Here is an 18,120-nt window from a genome sequence, read left to right on the forward strand (position 1 = left end):
TTACTATGCTCTTAAAAAAGTCACTGCCTTATCGCATTAAGCTATATCTAATTAATTATTTTAGTTTTTCAATCTCTTCTTTTTTAACTTAGTATATTTTATAATTTTTTCTAAAGGCTTTTTATTAGCCACCATTTCTTTTGCTAAAGTAATTTTCTCTTTTTTTCTGCCATCTTGTTCCCAGCGGTGGGGTAAACAATAGAGCATTATATAGATTTCTCTATTATAAGTATACATCTAATAAAGAGTAGATAGGAGATTTATAAACTTAATAAATAATTGTTGTAGTGTTTAATTAACGTTATATAGTTTTGTTGTTTAGCAATTACAGGATATGGAGCTATATAAATATTATTATTAGAAGATGAGACGGCTTTTGTAAGGTTGTTTACTATAGAGGGTATATCGTAATTATAAGCTACTAGACGTACAGAAGTAAGATTATACCTTAAAATAAAATCTGAGGCTTTCTTAATATAATCGTCTTCCGACATTATTTGATTTGGAGCAAGTATTACTTGCTGTTCTAATATATTATTTTCCTTTAACAAATTTTTTAACTGATCAGCAGTTTCAATACCGGTGATAAATAACATAGGTGCATAACCGGCTTTTAATAAAGCAATACCGGTTTCAATTTTATGTCCTCCGCCAGCAAATACTATTATTACATTAGCCGTATTACTACTCGGTTTATAAGAATTTATTAGATATAAATAATAAATAAAACCGCTGATCCAAATGGCAAATATTGTTAAAATTGTAAGGGCAATTTTTCGTATCATTTAAATATTTTAATAAATTCAGCTTCAAGAATTTTATCAAATTCAGTCATTTTAATATAAACTCCTAATTGATTTAGAGATGTTACTAAAGAATTTTCAAGACCACAAGGAATAATTCCGTTGAATTTAGTTAAGTCGGTTGAAATATTTATGGCTATGCCATGATATGTAACCCATTTTCGCACTCTAACTCCTATAGCAGCAATTTTCGATGGTATATCGTTGCTTGTTTTTACCCAAATTCCTACTTTATCTTTTATAGTATATGCCTTTATTCCCAAAATATCTAGACTATTTATAATCCATTCTTCAAGCATTCTTACATATAGCTTTAAATCTTTGGTACGATTTGGTAAGGCTAAATTAAGCATAGGGTAAATAACACGCTGTCCAGCTCCGTGAAAGGTAAACTTACCGCCACGACCAGTATAAATAACAGGAATATTATTATGATTTAATAATTCTTCCTGTTTGTAATTAGTGCCAGCAGTATATACATCTAAATGCTCAACTAAATAGACTGCTTCCGGTTCTTTACCATCGATGACCTTGTTAACATAATTTTCCATTAACGTTAAGCTATCTTGATAGTTTATAGGGGTTGGTATAATAATGAATTGTACCATATATTCAGTACTTTTGATAAAACTGAAACAATTAAAATACTAATTCTTCATATTTTATTGTTACAACTTCATATGATTTAACGCCTCCAGGAGTCATAACTTCCACAATATCACCTACTGATTTGCCAATTAAAGCTTTTGCTATAGGAGATGCAATAGAAACTCTTTTCTTAGTGATATCAGCCTCATATTCACCAACAATATGATACATAACTTCTTCTTCAGTTTCATCATTTATTAACGTAACAGTAGCACCGAATTTTATACTATCACCCGACAATTTAGCAACATTTATAATTTCTGCTCTTGCTGTTATATCTTCCAAATGTTTAATACGAGCTTCCACAAATGCTTGTTTTTCACGTGCAGCTTCATATTCAGCATTCTCGGATAAATCGCCATGTGCTCGTGCTTCTGCTATATCTTCGCTAACTTTTTTACGCTCTACATGTTTTAAATGCTTAAGCTCGTGTTCTAATTTTTCAAAGCCTTTGTCGGTGATAGGAAATTTTGCCATCATATTGTTATTGTGTAAATTTGGTAATTTTAGTATGATATACTAAGATAGAACTTGAAAAATTGGCGTCGTCGCTTCTCATTTTTGATCCTCACGTACTAAAGCGTACACTGCGGTCAAAAATCTAGATGCTTCTTGCTCTTTTCCAAATTGATCTTCGTATATTATTTGGAACAAATTATATCATCTTTATTATCTTTCGTATACCCTAAAAATTAGTAACCTCATGAACATTGAAGATTTTGATTTTGAGAAAAAGCGTAAAGCTTTTCATTTATCTGCTATAATACTACCTTTAATATATATATTTACCTCAAGAACCTCTATTACTCTACTGTTATTTATAGTAACTGCTGCAACTTTATATTTAGATATATCACGTCATAGTAGTATTAAAATTAGTGAGTTTGTAACTAAATTTTTTACAAAAATTATGAGAGCAGACGAAAGTAATGGCTCTTTTGCCTTAAGTAGCTCTAGCTTTATGATGCTTGGTTTTTTCTTAACAGCTCTACTTTTTCCTAAAAATTTGGTAATTTGTTCTTGGTTAATTTTAATTATTTCTGACTGTTTAGCTGCCCTTGTTGGTACAAAAATAGGGAATAGTTTGAATAATAGTAAGTCGTTTGCAGGTTCTGTAGTATTCTTGCTATCCGCAATTTTTATAAGTATATTAGCGTATTTTTACTTAGGATTTAACACTAGTTTTATTATTATAATAATAAGTTCTGTAGCAACTACAGCAATTGAATTTTATTCAAAGGATTTGAAAATTAATGATAATTTATCAATTCCGCTTACTTATTGTTTTTCTACGGCTATCCTTTCTTATATTATTTAAAACATGAAGCTTGCACCGGAATTTTATGAAGTTTTAAGAAAACGTATTAACATATCCGATGTAGTGCGTCAAAAGGTAGTTTTAACTAGAAAATCTGGTAATTATGTAGGTTTATGTCCTTTCCATCAAGAGAAAACTCCATCTTTTACAGTTAGTGATAGTAAAAGATTTTTTTATTGTTTTGGCTGTAAGGCAGCAGGTGACGTTATAAAATTTACCTCTAATATTAGCGGTTTATCTTATAGTGATTCTGCTATAAAACTAGCTACCGATTATGGTATAGAAATACCGAAATTAACCCAGAAGCAAAAAGAATTTTATGAAGAATCAGACGAAGTTTTAAATATTCTTGAGCTTGCCAATAAGTTTTTTAAATCACAATTAACACCTGAAATATTAAACTATTTAAATGAAAGAAATATTACTAATGAGACAATAAAGGAGTTTTTAATCGGTTTTGCACCTAGAGGTAACAAATTTGAAAAATTTTTTCATGATAAAAATATAACAAATGTACAACTTGGAAAAGCAGGTCTTATAGGAAAAAGAGAAGATGGCGAAATATATAGTTTATTTTCAAATCGAATAATTATACCTATCAGAAATATTTACAATAAAATAGTAGGTTTTGGGGGTAGAGTAATTGGACAAGGTCTTCCTAAATATTTAAATTCGCCAGAAACTGTAGTATTCCAAAAAAGCGAAACTCTCTATGGTGAGCATAAAGCCATAAGTAGTAGTTATAAAAAAAATTACTCGATTTTAGTAGAAGGTTATTTCGATGTTATTTCTTTGCATCAAGCAGGATTTAGTGAAGCAGTAGCAAGCCTTGGCACTAGCGTTACTGAAAATCATTTACATAAATTATGGCGAGCAGGAGATGAAATTATACTATGTCTTGATGGGGATAGTGCTGGAATAAAGGCAAGTGTGAGAGCAATTAATTTAGCTTTGCCGCTTATTAATAGTGAAAAGAAAATTTCTTTTATTAGACTACCTAGTGGACTTGATCCTGATGATGCAGTAAATAAAAATGGTGCGGGGTTTTTTACAAAGCTTATAGATGCAAGAATAAGCTTATCAGAAATGATTTGGCAAATAGAATATGTTGGTAAAAATTTTAAAACGGCAGAAGATAAAGCTAATTTAGAAAAGAATTTAAAAGATTATTGCAGTAAAATATCTGATAGTAATTTAAGAGCTAGCTATTATAGGTTTTTTAAAGATCAAATATGGCAAAATTTAGTTACAAAACAGCAAAAGACTGTAGCTAAAAATGTAAACTTGCTTCCTGTTAGTAGCGGTTATTCAGAGCTTGAAATATTAGAGCATGCTTTTTGTGCTTTATTAATAAAATTCCCGCAAATATTACAAGAATTCGAAATTAAAGAATTTATATTAAATTTAAATTTCAGTAATAAACTACTTGAAGAATTCCGTAATTGGTACTTAAGCGAGATTATTGATAACGCTGTAGAAGCAGGTGAAATTGCTGCAATTGTGGAAAAAACTAGCTTTTTTGATATTTTTTTATTATTATCAGAAGCAGATAACTTATTCTTAGATATAGCATTTAATAAAGATAATGTTCGTTTAGATTTATTATGGCAATGGTTATACAAAAGATATTATCTATTAAATTTACAACAAGAATATGCACATATTACAAAAGAATATGTTATAACTAACATTGATGATTATGAAAAAATCTTGTTTTATAAAAAAGAAATCTTAAAGATTGCAAGTGAATTACAAGACTTAAATGAATCTTTTATTAATCATATTATTGATAACAGCAAATAACAAACTATAGAAATCGTGATTTAAGACGGTTTCACAATAAAATATTATTACAATTTAATCAGCTTAATTCCATAGGTATTTAATGAAAAATACAGATAATAATGATCTAAATAAAATAGATAATTTACTCAAAAAAGGTAAATCTAAAGAAGGTCAGGTTACTTATGATGATATAAATAGAGCTCTTCCTAAAGGGGCATCTGTGGAGGAGATAGATGAAGTTATGTTTAAATTTGCCGAGGCGGAAGTAGATATTTTAGATACTAACGAGGATGATGCAATTAAGATTGATGACATGGAAATGGAGGAAGGTTTTAAAATATCTACCAATATTGATCATGAACCTGAAGATGAAGCAGAGGAAGAAAATATAGGTACTACCGATGATCCGGTAAGGCTTTACCTCAGGGATATGGGAGGGGTTGATCTACTTACTCGTGAAAACGAAGTCGAAATAGCAAAAAGAATTGAAGAAGGTCGCAAAACATTGATTGCTGCATTATGTAAAAGTCCTATTGCTATGGATAAGTTTAGGAAATGGTACGCTGATTTAGTTAATGAAAATAATATGCTACTGCGTGATCTCATAGATCTAGAATCTAACATGATGCATGATGATGAGAATTCAGAGAATGAAGATGATCATAATAGCGATCATGAAGAGGAGGAGCATGAACACGACCAGGACCACGAAGAAAATATCTTATCAATGTCTAAAGTAGAAACGCAAATATTGCCTAATATTATAGAGCGGATGAAAAAGGTCGCTTTTATTTGTGAAGAATTATTAATTGAAACTAAAAAATCTTTTGAAAAGTCTTCTGATCCAAAGATGTTACAAAATAGTAAAAAATATAATGATAATTTAGAGCTATTAATTAGCGAAGTTTCAGAAATACATTTTAATTCTAAAAGAACAGAAGAAATTTTGGCTGAAATGTATGGAATAAATCGTGATTTAATAAGTAAAGAAACAGCTTTCTTAAAGCTTGCTGAAAAATACGGAATAACTCGTCAAAATTTCTTAGATGAATATATAGGAGCGGTAATTAATGCAGCATGGAAAGAAAAAATGCTGAAAAATAAGAAAGCTGGTTGGAAAGAATTAATTACTAAAGAATCAGATTATATAGATCAAATGATTGCTGAATTATCAGCGATAGAGATTAATACCGGTCTTTTAGTTAATGATTTTAAAAAGTTAGTAAATACTATCCAAAAAAGTGAGCGACAAACGTTGCAAGCGAAAAAAGATATGATAGAGGCTAACTTACGTTTAGTAATATCTATTGCTAAAAAATATGCTAATAGAGGCTTACAGTTTTTAGATTTAATTCAAGAAGGTAATATAGGTCTTATGAAAGCGGTAGATAAATTTGAATATCGCCGTGGTTATAAATTCTCTACCTACGCTACTTGGTGGATTAGACAAGCAATAACAAGAGCTATTGCCGATCAAGCAAGAACTATACGTATTCCTGTGCATATGATCGAAACAATTAATAAGATAATAAGAACCTCGAGACAAATGCTTAATGAGCTTGGGTATGAACCAACTCCAGCAGAAATAGCAGCAAGACTTTCTATGCCAATTGATAAGGTAAGAAAAGTTATGAAAATAGCTAAAGAGCCAATTAGCCTTGAAAATCCGGTAGGTGATGGTGATGATAATAGCTATTTAGGTGATTTTATTGAGGATAAAAATGCAGTAGCACCGATTGATGCAGCAATACAGTCAAATTTACGAGAGGTCACGACTAGAGTGCTTGCAACCCTTACGCCTCGTGAAGAAAGAGTCCTGAGAATGCGTTTTGGAATAGGTATGAATACTGACCATACGCTTGAAGAAGTAGGGCAGCAATTTAAAGTAACTAGAGAACGTATAAGACAAATTGAGTCAAAAGCCTTAAGAAAGTTACAACATCCTATCAGATCTAAAAAGCTTAATAGCTTTAGAAGTGGTGGAAAACGTGGCGATGGTAATCCTTCTGATTTGTTAGAGGCTTAAATCTAAGTGTCATACCCTGATTTGATCGGCGTATGACACTAAACACGTTTTTCGATCTACGCAACAAATTGATCCGCCATAGGGTAACAATTGCAAAACTATGTACAGATATAAAATTACCATTGAATATTTAGGCACGAATCTTGCAGGTTGGCAAAGACAATCAGAGGTAATATCGGTACAGCAAATATTAGAAGAAGCAATCTATAAATTTTCCGGTGAACAGGTAACATTATCAGCATCAGGTCGAACTGATGCTGGAGTTCATGCGATAGGTCAAGTAGCACATTTGGATCTCTCAAAATATTTTGAGCCTTATAAAATTATTAGAGCTATTAATTATTTTGTAAGACCATATAAAGTAGGCATAGTTAATTGCGAATTAGCCCAAAACGGTTTTCATGCACGTTTTTCCGCAACAGCACGTCATTATGTATATAGAATTCTTAATAGACCATATCCATCAGTAATTGAGCTTGATCGTGTTTGGTGGATTAGTGTGCCATTAGATGTTTCAGCTATGCAAAAAAGTAGCTTATACCTTCTAGGTAAACATGACTTCACATCATTTAGAGCTAGTTCTTGTCAATCAAAATCCCCCATTAAAACTTTAACAAAACTTGATATTATAAAAGAAAATGAGGAAATAAAATTATATTTTTCTTCCCCGTCATTCTTACATCACATGGTGCGTAACATTGTCGGTAGCCTAGTATTAGTTGGTAAAAATATTTGGCAAGCTGAGCAAATACAGCAAGTTTTAGGAGCAAAAGATAGAAAAGCCGCTGGTCCTACCGCCCCTGCCTGCGGTCTTTATTTCATAAAATCAGATTATTGAATAGTTATTAATTTGTTAACGCGAGTTTCGTATTCAAAAAGTCGCTGTATAGCTGATAAACAGTGGGTTACGGGGATATTGATAATACTGTTTTTGTTATAAAGTGAGTACAAAATACAAATTGCTAATTAAAATATGGTATTTATAGTATAAGAAAAAAGTTTATAGGTTATTGAAAAAACTTTAAGAGCAATAACCTATGATAATGGATTTTACAGAAATATTTTGTTACGTCGATGATTTTTTTCAAGAATTAGACAAGCATACAAATTCAATTACTAACCATAACAACAAATCTGGTCCTAAAAGTCGACTTAACAGAAGTGAGGTAATAACAATTATAATAGGCTACTGGCAGTCATCTTATGATTGTTTTAAGAATTATTATCTGAAGCAAATATGGATTTATCATCAAAGAGATTTTCAATTAGTAAGCTATAGTCAATTTATAAAAATAATAGGTCCACATTTACCACTATTAGTACTGATATTCAATTCTATTTTGGATCAGTGTGATGGCCTTTCTTTTGTAGATTCAAGTAGTATAGAGGTATGTAAGAGATACCGTATTTCAATGAATAAAGTGTTCGCCGGCATAGCAGCACGCAGTAAGACAACAAAAGGTTGGTTCTATGGACTTAAACTACATCTAATAATTAATAGAGCCGGTGGTATAGTTAAAGCATCTTTTAGCCCTGGCAATAAGGATGATAGAAAACAGCTGGAACTGATGATCAAAAATCTTTTTGGTAAAGTATTCGGAGATCGTGGTTATATTTCACAACAATTATTTCAACAACTTTTAGAGCAAGGAATTTTTATGGTAACTAGGGTAAAGAAAAATATGAAAAATAAACTTATGTCTATGTTGGATAAAATATTATTGCTTAAAAGAGCATTAATAGAATCTGTGTTTAGTAAAATTAAACTATTGGGGAAGTTTGAGCATTCAAGGCATAGATCAGTTACAAATGCCTTTGTGCATATGGTTGCAGCACTGATAAATTATCAAATGTCTGATAATAAACCTTCTATTACATCTCTCTTGATATGCTAAATCCTATGCTATATTAATTCGAAACTCGCGTTGAGTAATATTATCGACACAGCAATGCAAGGTACACCCCAATGCATTACAAAAAGGGGAGAAGAAGCAGTTGTAGTTATTAGTATGAAAGACTATGCGAAGCTTATAAAACCAAAACTTAGTTTTAGTGAGTATTTATTGAGTATACCTAAAACAGATGATTTAGTTATTGAAAGAGTACAAGGAAAAGCAAGAGATTTTGAATTATGAAATATTTATTAGATACTAATATTATATCTGAAATTCAAAAGAAAAAACCTAATCCTTAAGTAGCAAAACTTACGCTATGAGTGGAAGAGTGATAAATTATTGTAAGAATAATTAAACATGTCAAAGAGGAACAGATTGCAAGCAATACCAATTAATAGAACAGATTACTGTCAATTTTTAACAATTAGCCAAAAGAATTATAGTTTAACCTACTACGCTGAACATGCCAAGAAATGTAGCCATGATGTTATTAATAGATTTTTAGAAAATGAAAAATATACTCCTTCTTTGTTATGGGAACACATTAAGAATGATGTTATCTTTTCATCTAACGGATATACAATATTTGATGATACGGTGTTAAACAAAAGGAACACAAAGAAAATAGAGGTTGCTAGATCGCAGTATAGTGGAGCTACAGGTGGAGTTACTACCGGTATAGGAGTAGTGAGTCTTGTATATTATAACCCCGATATTGATAAGTTTTGGGTAATAGATTATCACATTTTTTCATCTGATCATGATGGAGCGACGAAACTAGATCACCTACTAAAGATGTTCAATAATGCTGTTTATAGTAAAAAGATTCCTTTTCAAACTGTACTTTTTGACACATGGTATGCTACACACAAAATTATGCAACATGTTGACTCCTTGGGCAAATATTATTATGCCCCTATTAAAGCCAATAGAAATGTTAGTAAAACGTGTGATTACGAGCCTTATAAAGCTGTTAGCAAGTTGACGTTTTCAGATGAAGAAATTAAGAATGGAATGGAGATTCATATAAAAGGATTTGCCAAAAATAAGCATGTTAATTTGTTTAAATTTACTGTTTCTACCAACAGAGTTGATTATGTTGTTACCAATAACAAAACTCAAAAATCTTCTAAAGCTGCACAAGATGAGTTTGGCTTGCGATGGGTAATTGAGAGCATGCATAGAAAAATTAAGCAACTGACTGGTATAGAACGTTGCCAATGCAGAAAACAGCGTATCCAACGTAATCACATTAGTTGTGCATTTCTAGTTTGGGCTTTTCTCAAAAGAACTGCAAATAAAATAGGTAAAACGGTCTACCAAATAAAGTTAGGGCTTTTAGATGACTATATGCAACAACAGCTTCGTTCTCCATCTTTACGATATTTAGAACCAAACATAGCGTAAGTTTTGTAATTATAATTGGTAAAATATCAGTGCCAGTGTACTGGAAATCTTTACCGCATGGTGGGGTATGTTCTGGAGAATTGATGGAAGAATTTTTACAGAAATTTATTAAAAATTTGGGTGTTGAAAAAATAAAGTATTTGCTTGCTGATCGGGAATTTATGAATAAAGAATGGTTAAATTTTCTGATAAATAATCACATAAAATTTGCTATTCCCTTAAAAAGAGATAACAAAATTCGCCTTGAAAAAAGTTTAAAAACTCTAAGCATTGTAAAAATATTTAATCTCTTAGGGTTTAATTCCCCGAAGGTCTGCTTCGTGATTGTCATTGCTAAAGTAAAAGGGACCAGTAAATTGCACGAAAAAGGGACCAGAGAATTTGGTGTAACCTAATAAGGTTATAATGTCAGGAGTTTCGCACTTAGGAAAATTGCATATCAGTTAGAAGCCATCTAATGTTATTCTGAATTGATGTTTTTATAACTTCCCAAGTTTGTTGATATAAAGTAATTTTTTCATTTATCCTCCTTTTGTTCATATCAAGCCATGCCAATACAGCAAGGCAAATATGATTTCTTTGAGCTCGACCCGTGCGTGCCTGACAGCTTTCAATACCACAAGTTTGTTTTAATTCTCGATGATAAACTTCTATAGACCAACGTGCCTTAACAATTTTCTCTATTTGCTCACGTGTAGGGTTTTCTAAATTAGTTGTTATGTAATCAATGCGACCATTTTTTGCCACAAACTTAAATACCGTTACCCAACCGTATCCACGTAGATGAATTTTTAGCCCTTCATCGGGAATCTCCAAAGTGTCCAAGCTAACATTACGATTAACTTTTCTATTTCTTCTTAGGTTAGTAACCCATATCCAACCTAAATTACGTATATGTTTTAAATTATCCAAACCACTATACCAAGCATCCATGACTATGGCATCAGGATTGATACCTCTTTCTTTAGCTAAAGTAAGCATATCACAAAAATGCTCGTTCTTTGTTTTGCCATCAGTTTCTTTATCATATATTCTATAATCTACAGGAGTAGATTGATCAATTTGAGTATTGTAATGCAGTAAGTTTACCATTCCTATACCAGGTATAACATCATGTACAGCCCCAGAATATTGATACTTTACAAGCTCGATCCTCTTACTGTATTGCTTTGACAATAAGGTGTCATCTCCTACTAATAAACAAGGCTCCTCTAGATCAAGATATTTTGACACTTTGCTATAGATTTCGCTAGGGCGAAAATCTTTACTCTTTAACCATCGACTTGCACTATCGTGCGATAGATCTACTGGGCTTACTTCAGATAATGCTTTGCCAGTATATCTTACACTACTTGCTTGTAAAAACGATTGATATAAATCTTTGCTACATTTTGATCTTGTCATTTTTATCTAAAACTATTTTTCTCTAGATTACCATATTCTTTGCTAAGAGCCTATCTTGAAAGACGAATATGCTCATTAAATAGTACTGCAACATATTACTTTAGCACTGTTTGATGTATCAAAAAATTTACAATTTTTAGCAAAATTACTGCTTTTTTATACAAATTGTAAACTGCTTGCTATGAATTAGTGTATTGTTTTTGTTCTCAATACACTTTCAAGACAGGCTCTAAGTGCGAAACTCCTGAATGTGCAATATTCACTAGATAATTAATTAAAATAAATATCTAGTGATACAATGATAAGAATAAATATGTACACAACAATTATCACCCTTTATAAGCAAGGCAATAGTCAAAGAAATATTGCCAAACTAACGAGAATAGACCGTAAAACAGTAAGAAAAATAGTAAACCGTTATGTAGAGTCTGGTACAGAATCTCCTGCACCCTATGAACGATCTTCAGCACTGGATTCTTGGCACGAACAAATAATTGAGTTATTAGAAAAGAATCTAAGTTACATAAGAATTTTTGAAGAGTTAAAAATTCAAGGTTATACAAAAAGTTATGGTTCGCTAACCCGTTATATCAAAAAATATAAGATACAAAATAACAGTTGCATTCGTTTTCATACTTTAGCAGGAGAGGAAGCACAAGTAGATTTTGGTGACATAGGCTTACAGTATAATTCTAAGGGGCGTAGAGTTAAAGCATATGTATTTAATATGCGTTTAAGTTATAGTCGCCTTGATTATTATGAAGTAGTGTTTGATCAAAGTTGTCAAACATGGATACAATGTCATATCAATGCATTTAATTATTTTGCTGGCAGTCCAAAAGTAATAAAACTTGATAATCTTAAAGCTGGAGTGGTAGATAGCAATTTCTATGAGCCCGTATATCAGAAGGAATACAAACGTTTAGCTGATCATTATGGAATTTTACTTTCTCCTTGTCGTGTATATCAACCTCAAGAAAAAGGCAAAGTAGAATCAGGAATAAAGTATGTCAAAAATAATTTTTTTGCTGGACGTAAATTTCATAGATATGAAGAATTAACACATGATCTTGCTAACTGGTTAAATAAAGCAAATAACCGAATACATGGTACTACTAAAAAAATTCCTCAGGAACTATTTGAGCAAGAAGAAAGTAATAATTTAATGCCTTTACCATTAGAAACGTTTGATTTGTCATCGTGGCATAATCGAAAAGTAGCAAAAGATTGTCATATCACCATAGATAATAATTATTATTCCGTACCGGCAAAATATATATACAGTGAGGTACTGGTACAATTATCACCAAAACTTGTTCAAATATTTTCTATCCAAAATGATTTAATAGCAAGGCACGTTAGAACAGATGGCAAAGGAATATTTACCACTAATCCGTCTCATTATGCCAAATATAAACGTCTATGCCCAGGTTTTATAGAATATAGTGAACATTATCAACAACAAATGCAGCAGATAGGAAATAATTGCAGTTTATTATTAGAGTTATTACAACAAACACGAGTAAATGATTGGCAACGTTGTGCTAGAGGTATTATTTCTTTACGTAAGGTTTACAATGATGAGTTAATAGATAAAGCTTGTCATAGAGCATTACATTACGGTATAAGTTCTTACTCTAAAATTAAAAATATCTTAAATAGTAATGCAGTAAACTTACCATTGCCAGAGTTTGGAGGTCAGAATGCAGAACTTGCTTAATGACCTACGTAGTTTTAGATTATCAGGTATAGTCAATAGCTTAAATGAAAGGATTATTTATGCTCAAAATAATAAACTAGGATTTAAAGAATTTCTCTCACTATTATGTGAAGATGAAAAATCTCACCGTAAGGATAATAATTACCGTCGTCGTAAAAGTGCTGCTAAATTACCAGTCACTAAAAATTTAGAAGACTTTGATTTTCAGTTCCAACCAAGTATTGATGCCAAAGTAATAAGTGATTTATCTACTTGTGATTATATTAATACTAAGGGCAATGTCATATTCATAGGTAATTCTGGAACTGGCAAAACTCATCTTGCTATTGGATTAGCATTAAAAGCTTTAACACGAGAATACTCTGTATATTTTACTACGGTATCGGATATGCTTTATAATTTACATATTGCAAGAGCAGATAATAGCTATCACAAAAAAGTTAAATTACTCTTATCATTTGACTTATTAATTCTTGATGAGTTAGGTTTTAAGCAATTACCAAAACATTCAGTAGATGATTTTTTTAATATTATTGCTAAACGATATGAAAATAAATCTACCATTATTACCACAAACAAGGATTTTGAAAGATGGAATGAAATATTTGCTGATGAGTTATTAACTCATGCAATTATTGATCGAGTAGTACATCATGCACATATACTAAACATCACAGGTAAAAGTTATCGTATTAATAACTATAAATTTGGAGGTCATTTGACATAAAAATTTTTACATATAGTGGTCCCTTTTTCGTGCAATTTACTGGTCCCTTTTTATTTGACAATGACAGTGATATACTAGATGCATGGAAGAAAGCAGTTATATACATAAAAGTGATAATGTCACAGTACTAATATATCATTTAGTAACACCGGCAAAGTATAGAAGAGTAATATTCAATGAGGAACTAGACGATTATTTATGTAAAATTTGTGAGGACATAGAAGCTCGTTATGAAATTAGATTTTTGGAAATAGGAGTAGATAAAGAACATGTACATTTTTTACTACAGTCAATACTAATGTATAGCCCAACAAAAATAACTCAAATCATAAAAAGTATTACATCTAAGGAAATGTTTAAGAAATATCCAAATCTTAAAGAAAAATTATGGGGAAGTGAGTTTTGGAGTAAAGGATATTTTATGAGCACAGTAGGTAAACATGGTGATGAGCGGAAATTACGTAATTATGTAAAAAATCAAGGTTCAGGCAAACCTTCTTATAAAGCGTTTCAACAAAAACAGTTAAAACTTTTTGGATAGATACCTCGTAGCTCTGCTGCGAGGAGTATCATTTTTAAAAATTTGCTACTTTTATGTTTATTTTTCTGGATTCCTGCTTTTAGCTAAGAATGACATCGGAACCACGCAATAATACCGCCACGGTATCCAGAAAATAATAAAAAATACTAATTTTATTAGTATTTTTAACTGGATCCCGTGAATAAATCACGGGATGACAGGGGATAATGATCCACGCGGGCAATGCCGCCACGGAATGACAGAATCGCAATAATATCTACCAACTAAATTTTTATAATCAGCTCTTCTTTTTTTGCAGTTATTTTTACTACTTTTCCGCTACTTACCTCACCTGCTAAAATCATCTTAGCTAAGTTATTTTGTATTTCACGCTGAATGAGTCGTTTTAAAGGTCTTGCTCCAAAACTTGGATCATAACCTTTTTCAGCTAGATAGTTTAAAGCCGGTTCATCAAATTCTAAAGTAATATTTTGAGCTAATAAAATTTTCTTTAAACTTTCTAGCTGAATTTTGACTATATCGTGAATATTATTTTTATTTAGTCGGTGGAATAATATAATCTCATCTAGCCTATTTAAAAATTCTGGTTTGAAAACCATTTTTACATATTCCATTACTTGATCTTTTACTTTATCAGTATCCTCCCCCTCTTTTTGGTTTACAAGTATTTCTGCACCTAAATTAGATGTTAGCACAATGATAGTATTCTTAAAATCAACTGTGATACCCTGACTATCGGTAAGTCTTCCCTCATCTAGGATTTGCAGCATAATATTAAAAATATCAGGATGGGCTTTTTCCACTTCATCAAATAATATGACTTGATAAGGTCGGCGTCTTATGGCTTCAGTTAGTACTACGCCTTGATCATAACCAACATAACCTGGAGGTGCTCCTATAAGTCGTGAAATAGCGTGCTTCTCCATATATTCCGACATATCAATACGCAAGATTGCGTTACGATCATCGAAAAGAAAGTCCGCTAAAGCCTTAGTCAGCTCAGTTTTACCAACCCCTGTCGGACCTAAAAACAAGAACGAGCCAAGCGGGCGGTTAATATCCTGAATACCTGCACGTGATCTTCTAACGGCATCACTAACGCTTTTAATCGCCTCATCCTGTCCTATTACTGACTCACGTAATTTTTGTTCCATCACAAGCAAACGTTCACGCTCACTTGATAGCATCGTATCAATTGGAATACCGGTAATACGGGAAATGATGCTTGCAATATCGCTTTCCGATACGATTTCTTTTAATAATCCTTTATTATCGCTATTCTCTACTTCCTGAATTTTTTTCATAATCTCAGGAATGATTCCATATTTTAATTCACTAGCTTTAGCTAAATTAGCATCACGTTCTGCTCGCTCTAAATCAATTCTAGCACGGTCTAACTCCTCTTTAAGTTTTTGCTGCCCTTGAATCTTGGATTTTTCGGCTTGCCACTTAGAGCTCATATCGTAAGATTTAGATTCCAACTTTTCTAACTCTGCGGTTAAATGCTCAATTTTCTTTTTAGAATGCTCATCATTCTCTTTCTTCAAAGCTGCAAGCTCTATCTTTATCTGAATAATACGGCGATCCAGCTCGTCAAGCTCTTCAGGTTTACTTGATAGTTCGATTTTCATACGGCTACAAGCTTCATCGATTAAATCAATAGCTTTATCAGGTAGAAAACGATCTGTAATATAGCGGTTAGATAGAGTCGCTGCCGCAACTATCGCACTATCAGAAATACGTACGGCATGATGCAGCTCGTATTTTTCCTTAATACCTCTAAGTATCGATATAGTATCTTCTACTGTCGGCTCGCTAACATAAACAGGTTGGAAGCGGCGAGCAAGTGCGGCGTCTTTCTCAATATATTTGCGGTACTCATCTAAAGTGGTAGCCCCAATACAATGTAGTTCACCACGAGCAAGCATAGGCTTTAACAAGTTTGATGCATCCATAGCTCCATCAGTTTTACCTGTACCAACTAATAAATGTAATTCATCGATAAATAAAATAATTTCACCGCTTGACTCTTTTATTTCCCCGAGCACTGCCTTAAGCCTTTCTTCAAACTCACCTCGATATTTAGCCCCCGCAATTAATGCTCCCATATCAAGCTCGATAATACGACAATTAATAAGAGTTTCTGGCACATCTTTACTAAATATTCGTTGTGCTAACCCTTCGATTATCGCAGTTTTACCAACGCCAGGTTCACCGATCAGTACCGGGTTATTTTTCATACGACGAGATAATACTTGCACTGTTCTTCTAATTTCTTCATCACGTCCAATTATTGGGTCAAGCTTACCACTTTCAGCAAGCTCAGTTATATCTCTGCCATATTTTTTTAGAGCATCATAACTATTTTCTGCTGATTCAGTATCAGCTTTTTTACCTTTGCGAAGCTGTAAAATACTAGCTGCTAGTTTTCTGCTATTAATCCCATTACCGGTTAAAATTTTACCGGCTATAGTACTATCAAAGCTTAAAGCTTCCAAAATACGCTCAATCGTAACAAAGCTATCCCCATTATCTTTAGCAAGGCTATTAGCTTTTTCTAAAACTTTAAGAAGTTCGGCAGAAGAGTAAACTGGTCCTCCACCATCAACTTGCACTTTTGGAATTTTATTTAATTCTACTTGTACTAGATCAGCTAAAATATTTAAGTTACCTCCGCTATTACTAATAAGCGTTCTAATAATTCCTGTATCTTCATTAAAAAGACTAGCCAATAAGTGCAAAGGTAATATTTGTTGATGATCATTTTTAGCAGCAATAGATTGACTGCTTGTTATTATTGATTTAGCATGTGCAGTAAATTTATCAATATTCATATAAATAATATATTTTAATTAATAAGATTAAAATTTTTTAATAGATATTGTTTATATAATTACTTTAAAATTATAATACAAGGGTATATACCTTTAATACTTCAAGATTTGGTAAATACTCAGATAGAACTTCAAAAATTGGCTACGTCGTTCTATAAGTACTGTGGTGCTCACGTATTAAGTATACGCTCCGCTCCTTGTCTTATAAACTCCTTGCTCTTTTTGAAGTTGATCTTCGTATAAGCCAAATTTCGGGCTTCGTCTTTGCTCACGTAGTTTATCTATGCTCTGTTCCTCATGCTTACAAGCTCCTTGCTCTTTGCCGAATAAAACTTTGTCTACTATCTAACTAAACTAAATATTAATATATAAAGCTTTCACTATGTCCTCATTAAAAGAACAATTCGACGCAGATAAATACTTTCTTATAACACAAACAAATGAATTTTTAGTAAATAATAAACAGACTCCTCTACATACAAGCAGAGATGAGGTAAATGAAGCGGTTAAAAGCGGTAAATTTACTGAAGCACTACAAAAGCTTGAAATTTTACGTGAAGAAAAAACTGGTATAATACTTACTAAAATTGATCCGTTAATAGAAGGTACAACACCGATAATAATTCGTGATGCACGAAATACTAAAGAACCGCGTGAGCTCGGAACGGAAAGCTTTGAGATGCAATATTTAAATGTCATAAGAGCAGCAATAGATATAGCTGAAATCGAAGGAAAGCCGGAAGTACTTAAAACAGAATTAAAAAAACAAGCAGTAGATTTTATTAATAGCTTTCATAAAGATAATGAAAAAAATTCTCAAATGCAGATCTCTCCTAATGTAAAGGATAAGATTAATGACATAGCCGTATTGCTAGAAAATAATGGCGTAAAAGAAGTACATAAAAAGCTAAATGTAGCAAAAGATTTTCAGAATTTTAATGATGAACATTGTAATATAGTGACACATCTTAAATGTTAAAGATAATAAAGATCATACTGTTATTGAGGCAGA

The 18,120-nt window shown here is 31.9% G+C and carries 18 protein-coding genes; 12 read left to right on the forward strand and 6 right to left on the reverse strand.

Annotation, left to right across the window (positions count from 1 at the left end):
- Window positions 1–60: 60 nt before the first annotated feature.
- Genes ACOAL3_RS10650 through greA form a run of 4 tightly spaced genes read right to left on the reverse strand, consistent with a single transcriptional unit; the run spans window position 61 to window position 1,931 of the window.
- On the reverse strand, window positions 61–207 hold the full coding sequence (locus ACOAL3_RS10650; RefSeq protein WP_419235036.1) for a hypothetical protein: 147 nt from the start codon (window positions 205–207) through the stop codon (window positions 61–63).
- Between the two features lie 53 nt (window positions 208–260).
- Window positions 261–785, reverse strand: coding sequence for a YdcF family protein (locus ACOAL3_RS10655; RefSeq protein ID WP_419235037.1), 525 nt, complete (start codon window positions 783–785; stop codon window positions 261–263).
- Window positions 782–1,411 (reverse strand): lipoyl(octanoyl) transferase LipB, encoded by a 630-nt coding sequence (gene lipB / locus ACOAL3_RS10660; protein ID WP_419235038.1) that lies wholly within the window; start codon window positions 1,409–1,411, stop codon window positions 782–784. The genes ACOAL3_RS10655 and lipB overlap by 4 nt, the downstream gene beginning before the upstream one ends.
- Before the next feature lie 31 nt (window positions 1,412–1,442).
- A complete protein-coding gene (greA, locus tag ACOAL3_RS10665; protein WP_395476921.1) occupies window positions 1,443–1,931 on the reverse strand; it encodes a transcription elongation factor GreA in 489 nt (162 codons plus the stop codon).
- Window positions 1,932–2,154: 223 nt separating this feature from the next.
- Here greA and ACOAL3_RS10670 point away from each other — a divergent pair, with 223 nt between their 5' ends.
- From ACOAL3_RS10670 to ACOAL3_RS10705, 8 genes are all read left to right on the forward strand, one after another.
- Window positions 2,155–2,769, forward strand: coding sequence for a hypothetical protein (locus tag ACOAL3_RS10670; RefSeq protein ID WP_419235039.1), 615 nt, complete (start codon window positions 2,155–2,157; stop codon window positions 2,767–2,769).
- Window positions 2,770–2,772: 3 nt separating this feature from the next.
- A complete protein-coding gene (gene dnaG / locus ACOAL3_RS10675; protein WP_419235040.1) occupies window positions 2,773–4,572 on the forward strand; it encodes a DNA primase in 1,800 nt (599 codons plus the stop codon).
- An 82-nt stretch (window positions 4,573–4,654) separates the two neighbouring features.
- Entirely contained in the window at window positions 4,655–6,580 is a 1,926-nt protein-coding gene (gene rpoD, locus ACOAL3_RS10680) for an RNA polymerase sigma factor RpoD (RefSeq protein ID WP_419235041.1), read from the forward strand.
- 100 nt (window positions 6,581–6,680) lie between these two features.
- A complete protein-coding gene (gene truA, locus ACOAL3_RS10685; protein WP_419235042.1) occupies window positions 6,681–7,418 on the forward strand; it encodes a tRNA pseudouridine(38-40) synthase TruA in 738 nt (245 codons plus the stop codon).
- A 199-nt stretch (window positions 7,419–7,617) separates the two neighbouring features.
- A complete protein-coding gene (locus tag ACOAL3_RS10690; protein WP_419234519.1) occupies window positions 7,618–8,475 on the forward strand; it encodes an IS982 family transposase in 858 nt (285 codons plus the stop codon).
- A gap of 54 nt (window positions 8,476–8,529) precedes the next feature.
- Window positions 8,530–8,715 carry a type II toxin-antitoxin system prevent-host-death family antitoxin gene (locus tag ACOAL3_RS10695; protein ID WP_419235657.1) on the forward strand — a complete coding sequence of 62 codons (186 nt, stop codon included), beginning with the start codon at window positions 8,530–8,532 and terminating at the stop codon, window positions 8,713–8,715.
- A 135-nt stretch (window positions 8,716–8,850) separates the two neighbouring features.
- Window positions 8,851–9,882, forward strand: coding sequence for an IS701 family transposase (locus ACOAL3_RS10700; protein ID WP_473198152.1), 1,032 nt, complete (start codon window positions 8,851–8,853; stop codon window positions 9,880–9,882).
- Window positions 9,883–9,965: 83 nt separating this feature from the next.
- A complete protein-coding gene (locus ACOAL3_RS10705) occupies window positions 9,966–10,277 on the forward strand; it encodes a hypothetical protein (RefSeq protein WP_419235044.1) in 312 nt (103 codons plus the stop codon).
- A gap of 28 nt (window positions 10,278–10,305) precedes the next feature.
- Here the strand turns inward: ACOAL3_RS10705 and ACOAL3_RS10710 are convergent, their stop codons facing one another.
- The gene (locus ACOAL3_RS10710; protein WP_419234551.1) at window positions 10,306–11,286 is read right to left on the reverse strand and encodes an IS701 family transposase; all 981 of its coding nucleotides are present in this window, start codon (window positions 11,284–11,286) and stop codon (window positions 10,306–10,308) included.
- A 313-nt stretch (window positions 11,287–11,599) separates the two neighbouring features.
- On the opposite strand from ACOAL3_RS10710, the gene istA reads away from it, so the two are divergent.
- The 3 genes from istA to tnpA all read left to right on the forward strand — a co-directional run bounded on the left by istA (window position 11,600) and on the right by tnpA (window position 14,274).
- Window positions 11,600–13,006 carry an IS21 family transposase gene (gene istA / locus ACOAL3_RS10715; protein ID WP_419234561.1) on the forward strand — a complete coding sequence of 469 codons (1,407 nt, stop codon included), beginning with the start codon at window positions 11,600–11,602 and terminating at the stop codon, window positions 13,004–13,006.
- Window positions 12,990–13,733 (forward strand): IS21-like element helper ATPase IstB, encoded by a 744-nt coding sequence (gene istB, locus ACOAL3_RS10720; RefSeq protein WP_419234522.1) that lies wholly within the window; start codon window positions 12,990–12,992, stop codon window positions 13,731–13,733. Before istA ends, istB begins: the two co-directional genes overlap by 17 nt.
- A gap of 82 nt (window positions 13,734–13,815) precedes the next feature.
- Window positions 13,816–14,274 carry an IS200/IS605 family transposase gene (tnpA, locus tag ACOAL3_RS10725; RefSeq protein ID WP_419234838.1) on the forward strand — a complete coding sequence of 153 codons (459 nt, stop codon included), beginning with the start codon at window positions 13,816–13,818 and terminating at the stop codon, window positions 14,272–14,274.
- 263 nt (window positions 14,275–14,537) lie between these two features.
- On the opposite strand, the gene clpB is transcribed toward tnpA, so the two are convergent.
- Window positions 14,538–17,108, reverse strand: a complete 2,571-nt coding sequence (gene clpB / locus ACOAL3_RS10730) for an ATP-dependent chaperone ClpB (RefSeq protein WP_419235045.1) — start codon at window positions 17,106–17,108, stop codon at window positions 14,538–14,540.
- A 382-nt stretch (window positions 17,109–17,490) separates the two neighbouring features.
- Between clpB and ACOAL3_RS10735 the strand changes: the two genes are divergently transcribed.
- On the forward strand, window positions 17,491–18,087 hold the full coding sequence (locus tag ACOAL3_RS10735) for a hypothetical protein (RefSeq protein WP_419235046.1): 597 nt from the start codon (window positions 17,491–17,493) through the stop codon (window positions 18,085–18,087).
- The last annotated feature ends 33 nt before the right edge of the window (window positions 18,088–18,120 follow it).

The sequence above is a fragment of the Rickettsia endosymbiont of Nabis limbatus genome (assembly GCF_965196655.1).
In the GTDB taxonomy this organism is placed as follows: domain Bacteria; phylum Pseudomonadota; class Alphaproteobacteria; order Rickettsiales; family Rickettsiaceae; genus Rickettsia.